Origin of the sequence: Streptomyces sp. NBC_01335 (genome assembly GCF_035953295.1) — a bacterium.
GTDB lineage: Bacteria > Actinomycetota > Actinomycetes > Streptomycetales > Streptomycetaceae > Streptomyces.
Window position 1 is genome coordinate 5,996,638 of the sequence record NZ_CP108370.1, and the last position, 22,942, is coordinate 6,019,579.

Below are 22,942 nucleotides of genomic sequence, written 5' to 3' on the forward strand. Positions count from 1 at the left end.
CCGTGAACCCCACCCCCGCGCCCGAGGCCGACACCCCTCTCACCAGCCAGCTCCGAGGGCAGGAAGCGCCGCTCGGCCCGCGTACGGCCGAGGCGACGACCGTTCCCCGCCAGAAGGCCGGCCACCACGAGGACGAGAGCGCCCCGGCCTCGTACGCGGATCCGCTGGACGATCCGGACCCGTACCGCGCGGCCGACGTCGCGGGTGCCGAGAGCCTGCTGCGCTGCTGGGCGCGGGAGATGGACCTGCCCCGCCCCGAGCGGGACACCCTGCGCATCCCCCTCCCCGCCAGCGGCACCGCCCTCCTCGTGCCGGTCCTGTACTGGTCGCCCACCGGGCACCACCGCTTCGGACCGCCCGCCCTCGAAGGCGCCCCCGCGGGATCCCCGTCCGCCGACGCGGTCACCGTCGCCGCCCTGCTCTGCCGCGAGGGCGACCGGCACGCCGCCGCCGAACTCGTGGGCCGGGTCGCCGACTCCGTACGCCACACCACCGGATTCCTCACCCAGCGGCGCCGCACGCCCGAGGAGCCCCCCGGCACCGACCCCTTCCTCGCCGCCGAACAGTCCCTGCTGCACGGACACCCGCTCCACCCCACGCCCAAGAGCCGCGAGGGGCTCTCGGAGTCGGAGGCCCGGCTCTACTCGCCCGAACTCCACGGCAGCTTCCCGCTCCACTGGATGGCCGTCGACCGCTGCGTGCTCGCCACCGACTCCGCCTGGACCCGCGACGGCCGCCCGGTCACCGCCGAGGAACTCCTCGCCCCGCACACCGAGGGGCTGCGCCTCCCCGAGGGCACGGTCGCCCTGCCGGTCCACCCCTGGCAGGCCGAGGAGCTGCGACGCCGCACCGAGGTCACCGAACTCCTCGACGCGGGCCTCCTGCACGACCTCGGCGAGGCGGGCGGACGCTGGCACCCCACCTCCTCGGTGCGGACCGTCTACCGGCCGGGCGCGGGTGTCATGCTCAAGCTCTCGCTGGGCGTACGCATCACCAACTCCCGCCGGGAGAACCTCCGCAAGGAGCTCCACCGGGGAGCGGAGGTGCACCGGCTCCTCAGCGGCGGCCTGTCCGCCGAATGGCGCCGGGCCCACCCCGGGTTCGACATCGTCCGCGACCCGGCCTGGCTCGCCGTCGACACCAAGGACGGCAGCCCGGTCCAGGGGCTCGACGTGGTCCTGCGGAACAACCCCTTCGGCCCGCACGACGACGCCCTCTGCGTCGCGGGCCTCACCGCCGTGCGGCCCCGGCGCGGCCGCACCGCGATGCGCTCACGCCTGGCGGAGACGGTCTCCCGGCTCGCCGAGCGCACCGGACGCACCATCGGCGCCGTCTGCGCGGAGTGGTTCCTGCGCTACCTCGACCGCGTCGTACGCCCCGTCCTCTGGCTCGACGCGACCGCCGGGGTGGCGCTCGAGGCCCACCAGCAGAACACCCTCGTGGTGCTCGACGCGGACGGCTGGCCCGTGGGCGGCCGGTACCGCGACAACCAGGGGTACTACTTCCGCGAGTCCCACCGGGACGCGCTCGACCGCCGGCTGCCCGGCATCGGGACCGAGAGCGACACCTTCGTCTCCGACGCCGTCACCGACGAGCGGTTCGCCTACTACCTCGGCATCAACAACGTCCTCGGGCTGATCGGCGCCTTCGGCTCCCAGCACCTCGCCGACGAACGCCTGCTGCTCGACGCGTTCCGCCGCTTCCTGCGTTCCGCCGCGCCGATGGGCTCGCCCCTTCCCGCGTACCTCCTGGAGACCACCCGGCTGCGCTGCAAGGCGAACCTGCTGACCCGGCTGAACGGCATGGACGAACTCGTCGGCCCCGTCGACACCCAGTCCGTGTACGTCACCATCACCAACCCGCTGCATTCCTGACCGCACGGCACCCACGGGGCCAGGCCCGGGTCCCCGCCCGCCCGCCGACCGGGGAGTCCCGGCCCGAAGCCCGGGCCGGGACTCCCGCTGGTTCCCGAGAGGCCGCGGGGCACCGGGATCGCCGGTACCCAGGAGAGGAGAACGCCGCTGTGCCATCCGCCGACACGCCCGGGAACCGGGCGGCCGGACCGGTTTCACGGAAGGCCGCCGACGGACAAGATCCCAGGATGACGGGAGCAGAGGACGCCCGGACCACCGGCACCGAGGACCGCGGGCGCGCCCCGGCCACCGCCGTCGAGGACACCCTGGACCTGCGTCTGACCGAGGAACTGCTCGCCCTGTTCGCCGCGGACACCGCGCCGGCCGACGGTCCCGCCGCCTCGGCGCTGCTGGACGCGCCCGGCAGCTGGCGCCCCGTCACCACGTCCGCCGGGATCTTCCAGCTCGTCCCCGTACGCCTCGAACGCGACCTCGCCGTCGTCACCCGCTGGATGAACGATCCGGCCGTCGCCGCCTTCTGGGAGCTCGCCGGGCCCGAGGAGGTCACCGCCCGCCATCTCGCCGGGCAACTCGAAGGCGACGGGCGGAGCGTCCCGTGCCTCGGCGTGCTCGACGGCAAGGCGATGAGCTACTGGGAGATCTACCGCGCCGACCTCGACCCACTCGCCCGCCACTACCCCGCCCGCCCCCACGACACCGGGGTACACCTGCTGATCGGCCAGGTCACCGACCGGGGCCGGCGGGTCGGCACCACCCTGCTGCGAACGGTGGCCGACCTCGTGTTCGACCACCGCCCCTCCTGCGCACGCGTCGTGGCGGAACCCGACCTGCGCAACACCCCTTCCGTCTCGGCCTTTCTGAGCGCCGGATTCCGTTTCTCCGCCGAACTCGAACTGCCCGAGAAGAAGGCCGCCCTGATGGTCCGCGACCGAGCCCACCGAGACCACCTGTGAAGAACGCGCCGAAGCACGCACACCGCTCGAACCCCATCGGTTCCGTCCCGAGGAGTCCCCGTGCAGAAATATCCCGTGAGCCCTGAACCGGCGGGGCGCCCGCAGCTCCCGGCCCGCCCGGAACTGAACAGAGCCGTCTGGGACCGGGTCACGGCCCAGCTGCTCGCGAAGATGCTCGGCGAGTTCGCGTACGAGGAGATCCTCACGCCGCTCCCGCAGCAGCCGCCGATCACCACGGACGGCACCGGCGAACCGTACGCCCTGCTCCTCGACGACGGCGCCACCCTCGCCTTCCGGGCCCGCCGCGGGGTGTACGGCAGCTGGCGCGTCGACCCCGCCTCGGTCCGCGAGACACCCCGGCCGGAGAACGGCGACGGGGACGACGACGGTAACGGTTACGGGGGCGCCCCGCCGCAGGGGCGGCCGTTCCGCGATCCGCTGCTCTTCCTCACCCGCGCCCGGGGTCTCCTCGGCCTGGACGGCGCCACCCTCGGACACCTCGTCCGCGAACTCACCAGCACCCTGGCCTCCGACGCGCACCTCGCCCACACCGCGCTCGGCGCGGCCGAACTCGCCGACCTCGGCTACGCCGAGCTCGAAGGCCACCAGACCGGCCACCCCTGGCTCGTCGCCAACAAGGGCCGCCTCGGATTCTCCGCAGGGGACGCCGCCCGCTTCACCCCGGAGGCGCGCGCCGCCACCACCCTGCCGTGGATCGCCGTCAGCACCCGGATCGCCGGCTACCGGGGCGTACCCGAGCTCGCCACCCCCGACCGGCTGTACGCCCGCGAGCTCGACCCCTCCGTACGGGACGCCTTCGAGGCCCGGCTCGCGGACCGCGGGCTCGACCCGCGCGCGTACCACTACCTGCCGGTCCACCCCTGGCAGTGGGACGAGTGGATCGTGCCGCTCTACGCGCCCGCCATCGCCGCGGACGACATCGTCCCCCTGCACGACGACGGCGACCTGCGGCTGCCGCAGCAGTCCATCCGGACCTTCGCCAACGTGGGGCGCCCCGAGCGCTTCACGGTGAAGCTCCCCCTGTCGATCCTCAACACCCTCGTCTGGCGCGGCCTGCCGACCGAGCGCACCCTCGCCGCCCCCGCCGTCACCGGCTGGGTGCAGGGGCTGTGCGACACCGACCCCTTCCTGCGCGACACCTGCGCGGTGATCCTGCTCGGCGAGGTCGCCTCCGTGGCGGTGGAACACCCGCTCTACGACCGGTTGCCCGAAGTGCCCTACCAGTTCAAGGAGATCCTCGGCGCGATCTGGCGCGAGCCGCTGCCGCCGAGGCTGGCGGCGGGGGAGCGGGCCCGCACCCTCGCCTCCCTGCTGCACACCGACCCCGACGGCCGCGCCTTCACCGCCGAACTGGTCGAACGCTCCGGGCTGTCCCCCCGCGACTGGCTGGTCCGCCTCTTCGCCGCCCTGCTCCCGCCGCTCCTGCACTTCCTCTACCGGTACGGGACCGTGTTCTCTCCGCACGGCGAGAACGCCATCGTGGTCTTCGACGAACGGGACGTACCCGTGCGGCTCGCGATCAAGGACTTCGTCGACGACGTCAACATCAGCGCGCACCCGCTGCCCGAGCACGCCACCATGCCCGCGGACGTGCGCGCCGTCCTGCTGACCGAGGAACCCTCCTTCCTCACCCAGTTCATCCATTCCGGGCTCTTCGTCGGCGTCTTCCGCTATCTGTCGCCGCTCTGCGACGAGCAGCTGGGGGTTCCCGAGGGCGAATTCTGGTCACTCGTCCGGGCCGAGGTGCTGCGCCACCACGCCCGGTTTCCCGAGCTCAAGGACCGGTTCGAGATGTTCGACATGCTGACGCCGGAGATCGAGCGCCTCTGTCTCAATCGCAACCGCCTGTTGGTGGACGGTTACCGGGACCGCCCGGACCGCCCGCACGCGGCCGTCCACGGCCTCGTCCCGAATCCGCTGCACATCGCCGGATCCGTCCAGGAGTGATCCGCCGGACCCGGCCTGAAAAGATCGGCCGGATCCGACCTGGAGCGATCCGTCGATCCGTCCTGGAGTGACCGCCGCTGTCACTGCCGCGCCGTAGGCTGGTGCGGCTATGACGAAGCCATCCCTCACCGAGCTCCTCCACGCCGCCGTCTCCGCCGTCGGCGGTGCGGAACGGCCCGGCCAGGCCGCGATGGCCGAGGCCGTCGCCGGGGCCGTGGACGACAACTCCCACCTCCTCGTCCAGGCCGGCACGGGCACGGGCAAGTCCCTCGGCTATCTCGTTCCCGCGCTGGCGCACGGGGAGCGGGTCGTGGTCGCGACGGCCACGCTCGCCCTCCAGCGCCAGCTCGTGGAACGTGACCTGCCGCGCACCGTGGAGGCGCTGCACCCGCTGCTGCGCCGCCGCCCCCAGTACGCGATGCTCAAGGGCCGCTCCAACTACCTCTGCCTGCACCGCCTCCACGAGGGCATGCCGCAGGACGAGGAGGAGGGGCTCTTCGACCAGTTCGAGGCGGCGGCGCCGTCCAGCAAGCTGGGCCAGGACCTGCTCCGGTTGCGGGACTGGTCCGACGAGACCGAGTCCGGCGACCGCGACGACCTGACCCCCGGTGTCTCGGACCGCGCCTGGGCCCAGGTCTCCGTCTCCTCCCGGGAGTGCCTGGGGGCGTCGAAGTGCGCGTACGGCGCCGAGTGCTTCGCGGAGTCCGCCCGGGAGCGGGCGAAGCTGGCCGACGTCGTGGTCACCAACCACGCCCTGCTCGCCATCGACGCCATCGAAGGCGCACCGGTGCTCCCGTCGCACGAGGTGCTCATCGTCGACGAGGCGCACGAGCTGGTCTCTCGGGTCACCGGCGTGGCGACCGGCGAGCTCACGCCAGGCCAGGTCAACCGCGCGGTGCGCCGCGCCGCCAGACTGGTCAACGAGAAGGCGGCCGACGCGCTCCAGACCGCGTCCGAGGGGTTCGAGCGGGTCATGGAGCTGGCCCTGCCCGGCCGGCTCGAAGAGGTCCCGGAGGATCTCGACCACGCGCTGATGGCGCTGCGCGACGCCGCCCGCACGGTGATCTCCGCGCTCGGCGCCACCCGGGACAAGTCCGTCACGGACGAGGACGCGGTGCGCAAGCAGGCGATGGCCTCCGTGGAGTCGGTCCACGCGGTGGCCGAGCGGATCACCCAGCACTCCGAATGGGACGTCGTCTGGTACGAACGGCACGACCGGTTCGGCGCGTCCGTGCGGGTGGCCCCGCTTTCCGTCTCCGGGCTGCTGCGCGAGAAGCTCTTCGCCGAACGCTCGGTGGTGCTCACCTCGGCCACGCTGAAGCTCGGCGGGGACTTCAACGGCGTCGGGGCCTCCCTGGGCCTCGCCCCCGAGGGCACCGCGGGGGAGGACGTCCCGCAGTGGAAGGGGCTCGACGTCGGCTCTCCCTTCGACTACCCGAAGCAGGGAATCCTCTACGTCGCCCGCCACCTGGCCACCCCCGGCCGGGAGGGGTCGCGCACCGACATGCTGGACGAGCTGGCCGAGCTGATGGAGGCAGCGGGCGGGCGCACGCTCGGGCTGTTCTCGTCGATGCGTGCGGCGCAGGCGGCGGCGGAGGCGCTGCGGGAGCGGCTGGAGAAGCCGATCCTGCTCCAGGGGGAGGAAACCCTCGGCGAGCTGATCAAGAACTTCGCTGCCGACCCGGAGACCTGCCTCTTCGGCACCCTGTCGCTCTGGCAGGGCGTCGACGTGCCGGGCGCGAGCTGCCAGCTGGTGGTCATGGACCGCATCCCCTTCCCCCGGCCCGACGACCCGCTGATGAGTGCCCGCGCGAAGGCGGTCGAGCAGGCGGGCGGGAACGGCTTCATGGCGGTCTCCGCCACCCACGCCGCCCTGCTGATGGCGCAGGGTGCGGGCCGGCTCGTCCGGGCCACCGGCGACAAGGGCGTCGTGGCGGTCCTGGACCCCCGTCTCGCGAACGCCCGGTACGGCAGCTACCTGCGGGCCTCGCTGCCCGACTTCTGGTACACCACGGACCGCAACCAGGCCCGCCGGTCCCTGGCGGCGATCGACGCGGCGGCGAAGGCCGAGGGGCGCTGACCACCCGGCTCGGGGCCGCGCGCCGATCGCTCACGGAGCACCCCGAGCCGCGCGCGACCAGCCCGAGCCCCGAGCCCCGTTCCGCTCACGGGGCCCTGCGCGGGCAGCACGGAGCCCCGGTGGGCCGCCCCTACGTCTTCGGGGCCGGTCACCGGGGCTCCGCGCGCCAGGGTCGGGTCTTCCGGGGGTGGGTCTGCCGCGCTGCGGCTCAAACGCGCCGCAGCACCGCCACGACCTTGCCGAGAATGGTCGCCTCGTCACCGGGGATCGGCTGGTACGCGGCGTTGTGCGGGAGCAGCCACACATGGCCGTCCTCGCGGCGGAACCGCTTGACCGTGGCCTCGCCCTCCAGCATGGCGGCGACGATGTCGCCGTTCTCGGCGACGGGCTGGCGGCGTACAGTGACCCAGTCGCCGTCGCAGATCGCGGCTTCGATCATGGAGTCTCCGACGACCTTCAGCACGAACAGCTCGCCGTCACCGACCAGTTGGCGCGGGAGCGGGAAGACGTCCTCCACCGACTCCTCGGCGAGGATCGGACCACCGGCCGCGATCCGGCCGACCAGAGGGACGTACGAGGCGGCGGGCTTGCCGGTCGTGTCCGTCTGCTGCGAGGTGGGCTGGTCCGAACCCCGGACTTCGTACGCCCGCGGGCGGTGCGGGTCTCTGCGCAGGAAACCCTTGCGCTCCAGGGCCATGAGCTGGTGGGCCACCGACGAGGTGCTGGACAGGCCCACGGCCTGCCCGATCTCCCGCATCGACGGTGGGTACCCCCGGCGCTGCACCGAGTCGCGGATGACCTCGATGACCCGCCGCTGCCGGTCGGTGAGGCCCGAGCTGTCCGCCCGGATGCCAGGGGGGCGCCCGGGCAAGGAGCGTGCGGCCCTGGGGGGCTCCGGCCCGTCCGGGTTCGTGACAGAGTCATTCATTGCATGCACCGGCTCAGGTCGGCTCGGAGAGCGGTGGTCCCGGGCAGTGATCGTGGCACTGTCGGCGCTGGTGGTCACATCGGCCCCTCTCGAAATGTTCTCCCTGGCTGGGACAACGGTAGTAGCTTTCGAAAGGTTGCGCCAAACACACGTTCGAGTGAAAAACGAATAAAGGCCTGCCATGCCTTTGTGACCGGGTGTATGCGCTCGAGTGCGGGAGGCTCGCGAATTCGGTTCATAACGGTACCGCCGCACTTTTCGCGCGGTTGCCGCGGGGCCTCCCCGGGGCCCTCCCCTTGGCGCGCCCGGGAACGGTGCGCGAGAGTCGCCCGGGAGGCCGCGCCGGCCCCCGGCGGGCACGCCGGAGGGGCCCCACCCGGCGTCCCGGGGTGCGGGCGTTTCCCGTACCCTCGTGCCTTGGCCGTGCGCGGCCCGGGGGTCCCGGGCCGGTCCGACACGCCTGGGGCCGAAACCGAGTAAAACCCTAGATCTAGTGGTTGGATGACCCGGGTCGCCCAGAAGTTGTGGTCCCCGGTCCGAACAAGCGCCGGGAATCCCCTATGCTGGTGACTGCTTCGAAGGGCCCCGGCGGGGCGCTGTGAGGCTTATTACTCGTGCCGTGAAGGAGGCTTGGGAACCATGCACTGCCCCTTCTGCAGGCACCCCGACAGCAGGGTCGTCGACAGTCGCACGACGGACGACGGCACGTCGATCCGGCGTCGCCGGCAGTGCCCCGACTGCTCCCGCCGGTTCACCACGGTGGAGACCTGCTCGCTCATGGTCGTCAAGCGCAGTGGGGTGACCGAGCCCTTCAGTCGTACCAAGGTCATCTCCGGCGTCCGCAAGGCGTGCCAGGGGCGGCCGGTCACCGAGGACGCTCTCGCCAAGCTCGGCCAGCGGGTCGAGGAGGCGGTGCGCGCCACCGGGAGCGCCGAGCTGACGACCCACGACGTGGGGCTGGCCATACTCGGCCCCCTGCGGGAACTCGACCTCGTCGCGTACCTGCGCTTCGCGTCCGTGTACCGGGCGTTCGACTCGCTCGAAGACTTCGAGGCCGCCATCGCGGAACTGCGCGAACGGCGGCTTCCCGCCGGAGAGGGCGGGGAGACCCCTGAGGTCCCCGCTCCCTCCGTTCCCGCCCACTAGTGGTACACGCCCTCCGGCTGAGGTCTGCCGGTCGGCGACAGGGTGGTCCACAGACCTGCTTCCGGCGCCGAGGGCGGCGTCCGGAGCACCAGACACAGCACCGTGCCCCGGGAAGAACTGGGCACTTCAGGGCGTTTTTGCCCACATATGGGAGGCGGCATGACAGAGACGGCGAGCGGCCCGGCACGGAGTTCCCGCACCAAGGGAGCCAAGCCGAGCAAGGGTCTGCGTATCGAGCGCATCCACACCACCCCTGGCGTGCATCCGTACGACGAGGTGGCGTGGGAGTCCCGTGACGTCGTCATGACCAACTGGCGCGACGGCTCGATCAACTTCGAGCAGCGTGGCGTCGAGTTCCCCGACTTCTGGTCGGTGAACGCGGTCAACATCGTCACCAGCAAGTACTTCCGCGGAGCTGTCGGCACGCCGCAGCGCGAGACCGGTCTGCGTCAGCTGATCGACCGGATCGTGACGACGTACCGCAAGGCCGGAGAGGAGCACAGCTACTTCTCCTCTCCCGAGGACGCCGAGATCTTCGAGCACGAGCTGGCGTACGCCCTCCTGCACCAGATCTTCAGCTTCAACTCCCCGGTCTGGTTCAACGTCGGCACCCCCCAGCCGCAGCAGGTCTCCGCCTGCTTCATCCTGTCCGTCGACGACTCCATGGAGTCGATCCTCGACTGGTACAAGGAAGAGGGAATGATCTTCAAGGGCGGTTCCGGCGCAGGCCTGAACCTGTCCCGCATCCGCTCCTCCAAGGAGCTCCTCTCCTCCGGCGGCAACGCCTCCGGCCCGGTCTCCTTCATGCGCGGTGCCGACGCCTCCGCCGGAACCATCAAGTCCGGTGGCGCCACCCGCCGCGCGGCCAAGATGGTCATCCTCGACGTCGACCACCCCGACATCGAGAACTTCATCGAGACCAAGGTGAAGGAGGAGGAGAAGATCCGCGCCCTGCGCGACGCGGGCTTCGACATGGACCTGGGCGGCGACGACATCACGTCCGTCCAGTACCAGAACGCCAACAACTCGGTCCGCGTGAACGACGAGTTCATGAAGGCCGTGGAGTCCGGCGGCACCTTCGGTCTGCGTGCCCGCATGACCGGCGAGGTCATCGAAGAGGTCGAGGCGAAGTCCCTCTTCCGCAAGATGGCCGAGGCGGCCTGGGCCTGCGCCGACCCGGGCATCCAGTACGACGACACCATCAACGCCTGGCACACCTGCCCGGAGTCCGGCCGCATCAACGGCTCGAACCCGTGCAGCGAGTACATGCACCTGGACAACACCTCGTGCAACCTCGCCTCGCTGAACCTCATGAAGTTCCTCAAGGACGACGGCGAGGGCAACCAGTCCTTCGAGTCCGAGCGCTTCGCCAAGGTCGTCGAGCTGGTCATCACCGCGATGGACATCTCGATCTGCTTCGCGGACTTCCCGACGGAGAAGATCGGCGAGAACACCCGCGCCTTCCGCCAGCTCGGCATCGGCTACGCCAATCTCGGTGCCCTGCTGATGGCGACCGGCCACGCGTACGACAGCGACGGCGGCCGCGCGCTCGCCGGCGCCATCACCTCGCTGATGACCGGTACCTCCTACCGCCGCTCCGCCGAGCTCGCCGCGGTCGTCGGCCCGTACGACGGCTACGCCCGCAACGCCGAGCCGCACCAGCGCGTCATGCAGCAGCACGCCGACGCCAACACCAAGGCCGTCCACGTGGACGACCTGGACTCGCCGATCTGGGCCGCCGCCACGGAGGCCTGGCAGGACGTGATCCGCCTCGGCGCGAAGAACGGATTCCGCAACGCCCAGGCGTCCGTCATCGCCCCGACCGGCACCATCGGTCTGGCGATGTCCTGCGACACCACCGGCCTGGAGCCCGACCTCGCCCTGGTCAAGTTCAAGAAGCTGGTCGGCGGCGGCTCGATGCAGATCGTCAACGGCACCGTGCCGCAGGCGCTGCGCCGCCTCGGCTACCAGCCGGAGCAGATCGAGGCGATCGTCGCCCACATCGCGGAGAACGGGAACGTCATCGACGCCCCGGCCCTGAAGACCGACCACTACGAGGTCTTCGACTGCGCCATGGGTGAGCGTTCCATCTCGGCCATGGGCCACGTCCGGATGATGGCGGCCATCCAGCCGTGGATCTCCGGCGCGCTCTCCAAGACCGTGAACCTGCCGGAGACGGCCACGGTCGAGGACGTCGAAGAGGTCTACTTCGAGGCGTGGAAGATGGGCGTCAAGGCGCTCGCCATCTACCGCGACAACTGCAAGGTCGGCCAGCCCCTCTCCGCCAAGACCAAGGAGAAGGAGGCGGTCACCGCCAAGGCCGAGGAGACCATCCGTACCGCGGTCGAGAAGGTCGTCGAGTACCGCCCGGTCCGCAAGCGTCTGCCCAAGGGCCGTCCGGGCATCACCACCTCCTTCACGGTCGGTGGCGCCGAGGGTTACATGACCGCCAACTCCTACCCGGACGACGGTCTCGGCGAGGTCTTCCTGAAGATGTCGAAGCAGGGCTCCACCCTCGCCGGCATGATGGACGCCTTCTCCATCGCCGTCTCGGTCGGTCTGCAGTACGGCGTCCCGCTGGAGACGTACGTCTCGAAGTTCACCAACATGCGCTTCGAGCCGGCCGGCATGACGGACGACCCGGACGTGCGGATGGCGCAGTCGATCGTCGACTACATCTTCCGTCGCCTGGCGCTCGACTTCCTGCCCTTCGAGACCCGCTCGGCCCTCGGCATCCACTCCGCCGAGGAGCGTCAGCGTCACCTCGACACCGGCTCCTACGAGCCGACCGAGGAGGACGAGGACCTGCACACCGAGTCGCTGGCCCAGTCCGCCCCGCTGCACGTGGAGCCGCTGAAGGCCGTCGCCGCCCCGGTGGAGGCAGCCGAGAAGCCGGCGCCGCGGACCGCGCACACCTCGGCCGAACTGGTCGAGATGCAGCTCGGCATCAGCGCCGACGCCCCGCTCTGCTTCTCCTGCGGGACGAAGATGCAGCGCGCCGGTTCCTGCTACATCTGCGAGGGCTGCGGCTCGACCAGCGGTTGCAGCTGATCCCAGCCGCTCGCACGCGCACTGGCGCGGACGCGTGACAGCTGATTGACCGCCGAGGGCGGTGGACCCGGGAGACCGGGGCCACCGCCCTCGGCGCGTTTCCGTCGGGCTCAGGGAGCTCGGGACACCCCTGAGCGTTCCGGGCGTTCTGCCCTGAGCGTTCCGGGCGTTCTGCCCTGGGCGTTCCGGGCGTTCGGCCTGCTGTTCGTCTGGTCCTGTTCGTTGGTCCTGTTCGTTCAACCGGGCCTTCGGAGCCCGCCTTCGGGGCCCTCGGGGTTTCAGATCCTTCGGGGCCTCACGCCGAGGGCGCGGCCTTGCCCATCTCGGCGGCGAAGGTGCCCGGGTCGCCGTCGAAGCCCCGGAGCACCGAGTGGAAGGTCCAGAGGCCCGAGCCGTCCCGGGTGAACTCGGCCACGACCGCCGCTGTCGCCGAGGCGACGCGCGAGAAGTCGTCCTCGGCCAGCTCGGTGTAGCCCTCGCGGATCTGCACGCCGGTGTGGACCACCGCCCCGAACGTCTTGCGGCCGTCGCGCTGCTGGATCGCCACGCCGACGACGACCCGTACGTACCGCTCAGCGAGCCGGTCGAGTTCCAGGGTCATCACCTCGTCGAACCCGAACCCCTGGCCGTTCCTGCTGTCCCGGTTGAGGGTGATGGTGCCATCGGGGGAGCGGCTGTCGAAGTGCACGAGGTAGTCGGGGTCGCCGAACGGGGCGTCGGCGACGTACGTGCCCGCGATGATGTCCAGGTCGTTGGGCGGTTCACCGAGCTCGCTGGGGTCCCACTTGATCCGTACTTCGACCTTCTCGATGTCCTTGTTGGGAGTGCTGTTGGGGGTGCTCATCGGACTTCCCTTCATGCCGCTGCGCCATCGATCCGGTCCTATCACCTGATGATGGCTATAACTCTTCCCGGATCCAACCGCGTTGGCGCCGGGCGGCCGGATCGGGCCAGGTCCGGCCCGAAGTGACGTGAAGCGGCCGTGTGGTGACGGTCGCCCGTGCTCAGGGTGTGCGGTGCTCCCAGCGCTTGAGGTGTGCTGGGGGCGCCCGGTGCGCCCGGTGCTGTCGGTGCTCTCCGTGCGCTCGGTGCGCCACTCGAAGGCGAAGCAGCGCGACATCGGGGGGTTGATGAACAGTTCACTGCCCCGGGTGCGCGAGGTGAACCCGTACGTCCCCGAACGAGACACGGACCGCTGTGGCGATTGACACGATCGTTCTGTGTATCCCGCACCGGTTTGTGGACGGAGTTCGGACGTTCTCCACCGGAGAGTGACGCGCGCCACGCCTGGAGCCGTACGATGGCGCGGTGCTGGTCAAGTGGATGCGTTGCGCCGTGGTGGACCGTCATGGGTTCGAACAGGGGCAGCGACAGGGGGCGGGGCTGCTCGATGAGCCGGGGTTCCGAGGTCAGGGCGGCGGGTGGAGCCGGGGGCGTCCGGACGTCGCCCACGTCTTCGCGTTCTGGGAGAACCGGGTCTTCTACGACTCCTACATGGCGCGGACGGGCGACGGCGCGACCGCCGGGCGGCCGGGTGCGTACCGCGACGCGCAGGTCAAGCTGTTCGAGTACCGCTTCGACGTGAAGACGGGCTTTGAACCGGAATTCACCGACGCCGATGTCGTCCGCGTGGCCCACAGCAAGGTCCGTGAGGACCGGGTCGAGCACTTCGCGCTCATGCAGCAGCGGGTCTGGAACCCTGCCATGGCGGGATCGCCGGGCATGCTGCGAGGGGTCTTCGGCGAGGCGCCGGGCCACGAGTTCCTGGTGCTCTCCATGTGGCAGTCGAGCGCGGAGCGCGGTAAGTACCGGGTCCAGAGCGCCGAGCGGCTGTCGGAGCGCGCCGAGACCGAGACGGACGTACTGGCGCTGAGCGGGGACGTCGTCCAGCTGGAGCCGTCCTGGACCGTCGCCTGACCTGGTCATGCCGTCATGCCGCCCTGGACCCGGCGGTCGGGCCTGGGCCTGACGCGGCCGGGCGCGGCCGGGGGCCGGGAGGTCCACTTCGCCGTTCGGGCGAGGCGTATTCGTTCGCAGCCCTTAGGGTCGTTCCATGGCACGACCGCAGCGCATCGTCCTCGTACGGCACGGAGAGTCCGAGGGCAATGTGGACGACACGGTGTACGAGCGTGAACCCGACCACGCCCTGCGACTGACGCACACCGGGCTCCAGCAGGCGGAGGCGACGGGTTTCCGGCTGCGCGAGTTGTTCGGCGACGAGCGGGTGAGCGTGTACGTCTCCCCCTACCGCCGCACCCACGAGACGTTCCGGGCGCTCGGGCTCGACCTCACCCGGGTACGGGTGCGCGAAGAACCCCGGCTGCGCGAGCAGGACTGGGGAAACTGGCAGGACCGGGAGGACGTGCGGCTCCAGAGGGCGTACCGGGACGCCTACGGGCACTTCTTCTACCGCTTCGCGCAGGGCGAGTCCGGAGCCGATGTCTACGACCGTGTCGACGCCTTCCTGGAGAGCCTGCACCGGAGTTTCGAGGACCCCGACCACCCGCCGAACGTGCTGCTCGTGACGCACGGGCTCACGATGAGACTGTTCTGCATGCGCTGGCTGCACTGGTCGGTCGCCGAGTTCGAGTCGCTGTCCAACCCGGGCAACGGCGAGACCCGGATGCTGCTGCTCGGACCCGACAACCGCTACACCCTCGACCGCCCGTTCGCGCGCTGGCGGACCCCGGAGCCGTACGGCATCACTGGATAGAGCGATGGAGCGGCAGAGCGTTATCCCGAGCCGTCATGGAACTAGTGAATAGAGTGGTAGGAAGATGATCTCTTACTCCTCCGCAACCTTCGAACGTCGCTACGAACGCACCCTCGCCAGCCTGCGCGGTCTCTCCGTCGGAGACGCCCTGGGCTCCCAGTTCTTCGTCCCCGTGAACCTCCCGCTGCTGCGGAGCCGCACGCTGCCGCCCGGGCCCTGGCAGTGGACCGACGACACCGAAATGGCCTGCTCGGTGGTGGCCGTGCTCGCCGAGCACGGGCGCATCGACCAGGACGCGCTCGCGCACTCCTTCGCCGAGCGCCACGACTTCGACCGCGGCTACGGCCCCGCGGTGAACCGGATGCTCCGGCTCGTGCGCGAGGGTGGCGACTGGCAGGAACTGGCCGCCGGGCTGTTCCAGGGCCAGGGGTCCTGGGGCAACGGTTCCGCCATGCGCATCGCCCCGCTCGGCGCCTGGTACGCCGGCGATCCCGAGCAGGCCACCCACCAGGCCGAGATCTCCTCCTACACCACCCACCAGCACCGTGAGGCGGTCACCGGAGCGATGGCCGTGGCCGCCGCGGCGGCGCTCGCCGCCTCCCCCGGAGGATCGCCCCCGCCGGAGGAGCTGCTCGACACGGTGATCGCCCTGCTGCCGCGCAGCGCGGTGGTGGCCGGGCTCCGGCGCGCGAAGGACATGCTCGACTACGAGGACCCCACGACGGTCGCCGCGGTCCTCGGCAACGGCCGCCGCACCAGCGCCCAGGACACCGTCCCCTTCGCCCTCTGGTCGGCGGCCCGCTCCCTCGGCTCGTACGAGGAGGCGTTCTGGGTGACCGCCCAGGCGGGTGGCGACGTCGACACCACCTGCGCCATCGTCGGCGGAATCGTCGCGGCGGGCCAGGCCGGCGCCCCGCCCGCCGGATGGCTGGCACAGACCGAGGAACCGCCCGCCTGGGTGCCCGCCGAACCGCGCCTCTGACCGCTGATCGCCGTCGGCCGGGTTCTGGGGCACCCGGTCGGCGCGAACCGGTCTTACCGGGCGCACAGCGGGCGCACACCGGGCGCCCAGCGGGAGCGTTCGGGCGCGGAGCGTGGTCATGCCGTCCTTCGTGTCACGGTCCTGCCACAGGGTCCCTGGGGTCGGTGCGCGCGGGCCCCGCGCGGCTACTGTTTCGGCCACGCGCCGCCCGGTGATCTGCACCTGCGCGCGAGAGAACGAGACAGCGGGTGACGTGCCGACGCTCGGCCGTACGGCGCCCCCGCGCGGGGGAGGGGTCCCATGACCACGTCCGAGTCCGGCCAACCGTCCGAAATACCGGATCCGCAGGACACGTCGTCGTCGCTCGGTGGGGCCGGACAGCACGGTGGGTCCAGCAGTGCCGGTGGTGCCGGTGGTGCCGGTGGTGCGGCCGGTTCTGGCTCCGGCGGCGCGGCCGGGGCGCCGCCCGTATCACCGGTGGCCGGAAAACCGTCCGGCGGCAGCACGCATCCGCGTGCGGCGTCCCCGGTATCAGTACCGGCCCCGGCGGCCTCCCCGGCTCCGGCGTCGGCGGCCGCGCCCGCCAACCCCTGGCAGCTCCGGCCCGCGCAGCCGGGGGCGTTCGCCCGGGTCCGCCCCGCCGCTCCGCCGCCCATCGGGGGCGCGACCCTGTGGGCGGTCCTCGCCACCGGCCTCCTCAGCGCCCTGCTGCTCGGCGACGGCCTCGGGATCAACCTCCTCCTGGTGGCGCTGCCCGCCGCGGCCGGAGCCTGGCTGGAGGCGCGCAGGGCCGGTCGCGGGGCGCGCGCGTGGACGCTGACCTGGGCGGCGGGCGGGCTGGCGCTGCTGGCGATCCCGGCACTGCTGGATGCGGGCTGGCCTACCTTCCTCGCGGTGGTGTCCGCGGCCGCCCTGGGCTCGCTCGCCCTGCACGGCAGCCGGAGCTGGGTCGGTGTGTTCGCGGGGTCGCTGGGAGTGCTGGACGCGGTGGTCCCGGGCGTCGGATGGGGCTGGCGCGGCGTCCGTGCCCGGGCCACCGGCTCGCGGGCGCGCTGGGGCACCGTGCTCCGGACGGCCGCTGTCGCCGTGGTGCTGCTGCTGGTGTTCGGGACGCTCTTCGCGAGTGCCGACGCGGCCTTCGCGGACCTGCTCGGCGACGTCCTGCCGGACGTCTCGCTGGGCGACGGGCCCTGGCGCATCTTCCTCCTCGCGCTGGGCCTGGCCGGCGCACTCGCCGCCGCACACACGGCCGCCGCCCCCACGCGCTGGGACGGGATCACCGTCCGGCCGGGGCGGGCACGGGGGCGGGTGGAGTGGGCGCTGCCGCTCATCGTGCTCGACGTGCTGTTCGCCGCGTTCATCGCGCTCCAGCTCGTCGTGCTGCTCGGCGGCTACGACAAGGTCCTGGAGGAGACGGGCCTGAAGCCCGCGGAGTACGCCCGCGAGGGCTTCTGGCAGCTGCTGTGGGCCACGCTGCTGACCCTGGTGGTCATCGCCCTGGCCCTGCGGCTCGCCCCGCGCGGTGGGGCGAAGGACCGCCTGCTCGTCAAGGGCGTGCTCGGCACCCTCTGCGTCCTCACCCTCGTCGTCGTGGCCTCCGCGCTACGACGCATGGATCTGTACGTCGAGGCGTTCGGCCTCACCCGGCTGCGCATCTCGGTGGCGGCGGTCGAACTCTGGCTCGGCGTCGTACTGGTGCTGATCATCGCGGCCGGCGTCTTCGGCGCCAGGCATCTCCCCAGGGCGGTGGCGGTCAGCGCCGCCGTGGGCGTACTGGCCTTCGGGCTGATCTCCCCCGACCGACTGATCGCCGAACAGAACGTCCAGCGTTACCGCGAGGGCAAGGCGATCGACATCACCTACCTGCAGAAACTGTCGGCCGACGCGGTGCCCGCTCTGGACGCGATTCCCGACGCGAGCATGCGCGCCTGCGCGCTCCGGGAGATCCAGAGCACGCTCCGGCGTTCGGACGCACCGTGGTACGCCACGAGCTGGAGCGAGGCGAAGGCGCGGGACATCCTCGCCGAGCGCCCCGTCGACCCGGCCGGAGCCCCGTGCCACGCGCTGAACGACACCGACTACCGGATCGGCCGCGACCCCGCCGATCCCGGCGCCTCCGACCCGTACGACCCGTACTGACGGGGACGCCCCCGCGCCGACACCGGGCGCGGGGGCGCACCGGAGCTGCCGGTCCGACCAGCCGATTGCCCGCTGGAACCGCACAGCCGGATACGTAACGGCGCCACCGCCCCGCCCGCGGTACGGCCCGCAATGGTGGTTCCCTCGGGCCCGCGGTGCGGCCGGCGGTGGCGGCCACCACTGGGGTCGGTGGTGCGGTCGGCGGTGGCGGAACCCACGGGCGGCTGGGCGGGTCGGGACCAACATCCCGGTGTCCGAGCGGATGCCCGTCCGGTCGCTGGACACCGCGTCTGCCGGGCAGTTCACGGAATGCCCGGTCCCCCGGGGTGTCGCCACCGCCGCCATCGGCGTACGCTGTCTGGCGCCATGCCGTACGAACCACCCACGCACACCGTCGAGCGCTCGCTCCGTGCCACCACCGGTGCCCGGACCGTCGCCGGTGTCGACGAAGTCGGTCGCGGAGCGTGGGCAGGTCCCGTCACCGTCTGTGCGGCGGTCACCGGTCTGCGCAGGCCCCCCGACGGGCTCACCGACTCCAAACTGATCACGCCCCGGCGCCGTGCCGAGCTGGCGCCCGTCCTGCGTGACTGGGTCACCGCCTACGGCCTCGGCCACGCCTCTCCCGAGGAGATCGACGACCTCGGGATGACGGCCGCGCTGCGTCTCGCCGCCGTCCGCGCGCTGGACGAGCTGCCGGTACGCCCCGACGCGGTGATCCTCGACGGCAAGCACGACTACCTCGGAAGCCCGTGGCGGGTACGTACCGTGATCAAGGGGGACCAGTCCTGCATCGCGGTCGCCGCCGCCTCGGTCATCGCCAAGGTGCACCGCGACACGATGATGGCGGAACTCGGCGCCGACACCGGAGAGTTCGAGGACTTCGCCTTCGGAGCCAACGCGGGATACCCCTCACCGACGCACCGGGCTGCGCTGGAGGAGCTGGGGCCCACCCCCCACCACCGCATGTCCTGGTCGTACCTCGACGCGCTGCCGCGGTGGCAGCACCTGAAGAAGGTCCGCTTCTCCGCCGAGGCGGCAGCACTCGAAAGCGGGGGCCAGCTCGGCTTCGACTTCTGATCGCGCTTGCGCACCCACCCGCCGACACCTGGCGTATCGGCATTTGACAGACAACCATCCATGCCTCTCACCCCCGAGGAGCCTCAGATTCACGAGAGCGCTCAGGGTCCCCGTGTGATTCCGGCCGCCGGCCGCACCGCGTCGACCCCCCGTCCCGTTCCTGGTCCGCGTTCCGCGGCCACCCCGCGTCCCGGACACCCGGGACCCGCGCGGCCTGCGCCCCCGGCGCAGCGCCCCCACCCCGTCCCCGGCCCGTCCGCGCGTACGGAGAATCGTTCCGTGCCGCAGCTGCAGGTGATCCCGGCTCCCGTCGCCGGGGCGCTCGACGCCGCCGAGGAGGCCGTCGACCTGCTGCTCGACAACGGCCGTGCTCCGGGCGACGTCCTCGTGCTCACCACGGGCGAGCAGCACCCGTGGGCCACGCACGAACTCTCCTTCGGCGAAGCCTCCTACTGGGCGCAGCACGATGCCGGGGACGACGTGTTCTTCGCCGACCTGTCGGCGATCGGCCGCGCGGCCGGCCGTCCGGTCGTGGTCGTCGCCGTCAACGGCGACCTGGTCGGCGACGCGGCCCAGCGGCTGTCGCTCGCGCGGGAGCGGGCCGGCGCGCTGCTGATCGTGTGCGGCGATCCGACGGCGATCAACTCCGCCCTCGGCGCGAGCGTCTGATCCGACGGGGAGCCCGTTTGTCGGAACTCCGGTCCGGCCGTCCCGCACGGGGCGGCCGGATTCAGGTCCGCCCGGTTCCCCCGACCGCCGGATTCCGGTCCGCCGGGTCTCTGGGTGCGCCGGGTTCAGCGGGCAGCCGTGCGCAGCATCGCCTCGGTCGCGCGGCCGCCCGTGCGGAGCGGTGCCGGGGCGGGGGCGAAGGCCTCCGCGAGCGACGCGGGCGCGGACAGGGAACTCGGCTGCCGGCCTCCTCTGCCCTCGCCCAGCACCTGCCACCCGCCCCTGGTCAGCGTGATGTACGCCCCGCAGCGCAGCCCGTGCAGGGTGCAGGCGTCCCGCAGCCCCCACATCCAGGCTCCGTCCTCCTCCGTCCAGCGCTCGTCGCCTTCGCGGCAGTAGAGCAGGACGGCCGTACGGGCCGGGGTACGACGACGCAGGTCGTGCGGGATGACGCGGCGCAGGTGGGAGAGGAGCGCGTTGCGGAACTCCCAGCCGTCCGCGGCGGCGGAGCCGCGCCGGACGAACGAGGCGCTGGCGTTCAGCCGTTCCTCGTGGTCGAGGACGGCCACGACGGCGGTGGCCGGGGTGGGACGGTGACGCGCGTGGAGCCCGCTGACCACCTCACGGGGGTTACGCAGCAGGGGTATCCCCGCCGATGCCCACTCGGTGGGTTCCAGCATCCGGGCGAGACGACTGGTGGAGCCGGCCGGCACCGAGGACGCCGCCCACGGTGAGGTGTCTGCGGACGGTGCGAATCCGAAGGTCACGGTTCTCCCTTCGTTACGCGCCCACGGTGCGGGCAGGATGACAGAGGGCACGCCCATACGGGCCGTGAAATGACCGTGCGGGAGGCGACTCCAATTCTTCCTGGCGTATCGGCGGGCGGCAACGAGCAATTGGAACACCTGACGGATATCTGCCGTAAAGACCTGGATATCCCTGCCCTCCAAGGGCTCCCGCGATGCCTCCCGCCTCCTTTGAACAGTGAGACGCAGAAAGAACACGCTGGACCGGCATCCGGCACGGGAGCCTTCCATACCGGTGCCCGTCACCCTGCGTGAGGTGGCCGTGCTGCCCGGGCATCGGGTTGCATGGGGGTCATGGACACCCTGGAACTCCGCACCGAAGCAGACGCCATCCTCGCCGAACTGGTCGGTGACCCGGGCGGCTCGGCACGGCTGCGGGAGGACCAGTGGCAGGCGGTGGCGGCCCTGGTGGAGGACCGCCGCCGGGCTCTGGTGGTGCAGCGCACCGGGTGGGGCAAGTCGGCGGTGTACTTCGTCGCCACCGCCCTGTTGCGCCGACGCGGCGCCGGCCCCACGGTGATCGTCTCGCCGCTGCTCGCCCTGATGCGCAATCAGGTCGACTCGGCGGCGCGGGCCGGTATCCAGGCGCGCACCATCAACTCGGCCAACCCGGAGGAGTGGGAGACCATCTACGGCGAGGTCGAGCGCGGCGAGACGGACGTCCTTCTCGTCAGTCCGGAGCGTCTCAACTCCGTGGACTTCCGCGACCAGGTGCTGCCCCGGCTCGCCGCCACGACCGGTCTGCTGGTGGTCGACGAGGCGCACTGCATCTCCGACTGGGGCCACGACTTCCGGCCGGACTACCGCCGACTGCGGGCGATGCTCGCCGAGCTCGCACCCGGGGTGCCGGTCCTGGCCACCACCGCGACCGCCAACGCGCGCGTCACCGCGGACGTCGCCGACCAGCTCGGCACGGGCGCCGGCGAGGCCCTCGTCCTGCGCGGGCCGCTGGAACGGGAGAGCCTGCGGCTCGGAGTCGTACGGCTGCCGGATGCCGCGCACCGCCTGGGCTGGCTGGCCGAGCACCTGGACGAGCTGCCCGGTTCCGGGATCATCTACGCCCTCACCGTCGCCGCCGCCGAGGAGGCCACCGCCTTCCTGCGACAGCGGGGCTTCGCGGTCTCCTCCTACACGGGGCGCACCGAGAACGCCGACCGTCTTCAGGCGGAGACCGACCTCCAGGAGAACCGGGTCAAGGCGCTGGTCGCCACTTCGGCCCTTGGCATGGGCTTCGACAAGCCAGACCTGGGCTTCGTCGTCCACCTCGGCTCGCCGTCGTCTCCCATCGCCTACTACCAGCAGGTGGGACGAGCCGGCCGAGGCGTGGCCCACGCCGACGTGCTGCTGCTGCCGGGCAAGGAGGACGAGGCCATCTGGCGCTATTTCGCCGACACGGCCTTCCCGCCCGAGACCCAGGTGCGGCAGACCCTCGCGGCGCTGGAGAGCGCGGGGCGGCCGCTGTCGGTGCCGGCGCTGGAGGCGTCCGTCGAGCTCCGGCGCAGCAGGCTGGAGACGATGCTGAAGGTCCTGGACGTCGACGGCGCGGTGAAGCGGGTGAAGGGCGGCTGGACGGCCACCGGCGCCCCGTGGGTCTACGACGCCGAGCGCTACGCCTGGGTGGCGCGGCAGCGGGCGGCCGAACAGCAGGCCATGCGCGACTACGTGAGCACGTCGGGCTGCCGGATGGAGTTTCTGCGCCGACAGCTGGACGACGAAGGCGCGGCCCCGTGCGGCCGCTGCGACAACTGTGCGGGAGCCTGGGCCGATTCCTCCGTATCGGCGGAGACGCTGACAGGCGCGGCGAAGGAACTGGACCGGCCGGGAGTGGAGGTCGAGCCGCGCCGGATGTGGCCGACCGGGCTGCCCGTCCTGGGGATCGAGCTGAAGGGGCGTATCCCGGTCAAGGAGCAGTGCTCCGGCGGTCGGGCCCTGGGCCGGCTCTCGGACATCGGCTGGGGCAACCGGCTGCGCCCGCTGCTGGCCGAGAACGCGCCGGACGTACCCGTCCCCGACGACGTCCTGCGGGCGGCGGTGGACGTACTCGCCGACTGGGCCCGATCCTCCGGGGGCTGGGCGACGAACACCCCGGACGCCGCCGCCCGGCCGGTAGGGGTCGTCGCGGTCCCGTCCCTCTCGCGCCCGCAGCTGGTCGGCTCCCTCGCCCAGGGGATCGCGGCCGTCGGCCGCATGCCCTTCCTGGGCACGCTGACGTACACCGGTCCGGAAGGTGCGCACACGACGCGCCGCAGCAACTCCGCGCAGCGCGTCCGCGCACTGTCCGGTGCCTTCGCCGTCTCCGGCGAACTGGCGGCCGCTCTCGCCGCGTCGCCCGGGCCCGTCCTGCTCGTGGACGACTCCACCGACTCCGGCTGGACCCTCGCGGTCGCCGCACGCCTGCTGCGCAAGGCCGGCGCCGAGCAGGTCCTTCCGCTGGTGCTGGCCGCCGCGGGCTGAGTCTCCGGCGACCCGCTCCGGGCCGTTCATCCCCCGTGTCTCGCCGCCCGGTTGAAGTCCGCGGCAGCGAGACAGAGCCCGGCCGGGAGGGCGGTCGAGGGG

17 protein-coding genes are annotated in these 22,942 nt (G+C 71.9%); 14 read left to right on the forward strand and 3 right to left on the reverse strand.

Annotated elements, in window-relative coordinates:
* Positions 1 to 2 precede the first annotated feature (2 nt).
* From OG599_RS25890 to OG599_RS25905, 4 genes are all read left to right on the forward strand, one after another.
* Positions 3 to 1,874: an IucA/IucC family protein gene (locus tag OG599_RS25890; RefSeq protein ID WP_327178352.1), complete on the forward strand. Its 1,872-nt coding sequence runs from the start codon at positions 3 to 5 to the stop codon at positions 1,872 to 1,874.
* Between the two features lie 227 nt (positions 1,875 to 2,101).
* Positions 2,102 to 2,827 carry a GNAT family N-acetyltransferase gene (locus OG599_RS25895; protein ID WP_327178353.1) on the forward strand — a complete coding sequence of 242 codons (726 nt, stop codon included), beginning with the start codon at positions 2,102 to 2,104 and terminating at the stop codon, positions 2,825 to 2,827.
* 60 nt (positions 2,828 to 2,887) lie between these two features.
* Positions 2,888 to 4,795 (forward strand): IucA/IucC family protein, encoded by a 1,908-nt coding sequence (locus OG599_RS25900; RefSeq protein ID WP_442809546.1) that lies wholly within the window; start codon positions 2,888 to 2,890, stop codon positions 4,793 to 4,795.
* A gap of 109 nt (positions 4,796 to 4,904) precedes the next feature.
* The gene (locus tag OG599_RS25905) at positions 4,905 to 6,875 is read left to right on the forward strand and encodes an ATP-dependent DNA helicase (protein ID WP_327178355.1); all 1,971 of its coding nucleotides are present in this window, start codon (positions 4,905 to 4,907) and stop codon (positions 6,873 to 6,875) included.
* Between the two features lie 208 nt (positions 6,876 to 7,083).
* Here the strand turns inward: OG599_RS25905 and lexA are convergent, their stop codons facing one another.
* Positions 7,084 to 7,881 carry a transcriptional repressor LexA gene (lexA, locus tag OG599_RS25910; RefSeq protein WP_327178356.1) on the reverse strand — a complete coding sequence of 266 codons (798 nt, stop codon included), beginning with the start codon at positions 7,879 to 7,881 and terminating at the stop codon, positions 7,084 to 7,086.
* Positions 7,882 to 8,442: 561 nt separating this feature from the next.
* On the opposite strand from lexA, the gene nrdR reads away from it, so the two are divergent.
* Positions 8,443 to 8,949 carry a transcriptional regulator NrdR gene (gene nrdR, locus OG599_RS25915; RefSeq protein WP_327178357.1) on the forward strand — a complete coding sequence of 169 codons (507 nt, stop codon included), beginning with the start codon at positions 8,443 to 8,445 and terminating at the stop codon, positions 8,947 to 8,949.
* A 159-nt stretch (positions 8,950 to 9,108) separates the two neighbouring features.
* Positions 9,109 to 12,000: a vitamin B12-dependent ribonucleotide reductase gene (locus OG599_RS25920; protein ID WP_327178358.1), complete on the forward strand. Its 2,892-nt coding sequence runs from the start codon at positions 9,109 to 9,111 to the stop codon at positions 11,998 to 12,000.
* 295 nt (positions 12,001 to 12,295) lie between these two features.
* Here OG599_RS25920 and OG599_RS25925 read toward each other — a convergent pair whose 3' ends face one another.
* On the reverse strand, positions 12,296 to 12,844 hold the full coding sequence (locus OG599_RS25925) for a TerD family protein (protein ID WP_327178359.1): 549 nt from the start codon (positions 12,842 to 12,844) through the stop codon (positions 12,296 to 12,298).
* A 172-nt stretch (positions 12,845 to 13,016) separates the two neighbouring features.
* On the opposite strand from OG599_RS25925, the gene OG599_RS25930 reads away from it, so the two are divergent.
* The 7 genes from OG599_RS25930 (at position 13,017) to OG599_RS25960 (ending at position 19,580) form a co-directional block, all read left to right on the forward strand.
* Positions 13,017 to 13,208, forward strand: coding sequence for a hypothetical protein (locus OG599_RS25930; protein ID WP_327178360.1), 192 nt, complete (start codon positions 13,017 to 13,019; stop codon positions 13,206 to 13,208).
* A 100-nt stretch (positions 13,209 to 13,308) separates the two neighbouring features.
* Positions 13,309 to 13,917, forward strand: coding sequence for a DUF4937 domain-containing protein (locus OG599_RS25935; RefSeq protein ID WP_327178361.1), 609 nt, complete (start codon positions 13,309 to 13,311; stop codon positions 13,915 to 13,917).
* Positions 13,918 to 14,053: 136 nt separating this feature from the next.
* Entirely contained in the window at positions 14,054 to 14,713 is a 660-nt protein-coding gene (locus OG599_RS25940) for a histidine phosphatase family protein (protein ID WP_327178362.1), read from the forward strand.
* 64 nt (positions 14,714 to 14,777) lie between these two features.
* On the forward strand, positions 14,778 to 15,695 hold the full coding sequence (locus tag OG599_RS25945) for an ADP-ribosylglycohydrolase family protein (RefSeq protein ID WP_442809547.1): 918 nt from the start codon (positions 14,778 to 14,780) through the stop codon (positions 15,693 to 15,695).
* A gap of 300 nt (positions 15,696 to 15,995) precedes the next feature.
* Entirely contained in the window at positions 15,996 to 17,834 is a 1,839-nt protein-coding gene (locus OG599_RS25950; RefSeq protein ID WP_442809548.1) for a DUF4153 domain-containing protein, read from the forward strand.
* Between the two features lie 366 nt (positions 17,835 to 18,200).
* A complete protein-coding gene (locus OG599_RS25955; protein WP_327178363.1) occupies positions 18,201 to 18,911 on the forward strand; it encodes a ribonuclease HII in 711 nt (236 codons plus the stop codon).
* A 60-nt stretch (positions 18,912 to 18,971) separates the two neighbouring features.
* A complete protein-coding gene (locus OG599_RS25960; RefSeq protein ID WP_327178364.1) occupies positions 18,972 to 19,580 on the forward strand; it encodes a hypothetical protein in 609 nt (202 codons plus the stop codon).
* Positions 19,581 to 19,705: 125 nt separating this feature from the next.
* Here OG599_RS25960 and OG599_RS25965 read toward each other — a convergent pair whose 3' ends face one another.
* Positions 19,706 to 20,347 (reverse strand): hypothetical protein, encoded by a 642-nt coding sequence (locus OG599_RS25965; RefSeq protein WP_327178365.1) that lies wholly within the window; start codon positions 20,345 to 20,347, stop codon positions 19,706 to 19,708.
* Between the two features lie 333 nt (positions 20,348 to 20,680).
* Here OG599_RS25965 and OG599_RS25970 point away from each other — a divergent pair, with 333 nt between their 5' ends.
* A complete protein-coding gene (locus OG599_RS25970) occupies positions 20,681 to 22,840 on the forward strand; it encodes a RecQ family ATP-dependent DNA helicase (protein WP_327178366.1) in 2,160 nt (719 codons plus the stop codon).
* The last annotated feature ends 102 nt before the right edge of the window (positions 22,841 to 22,942 follow it).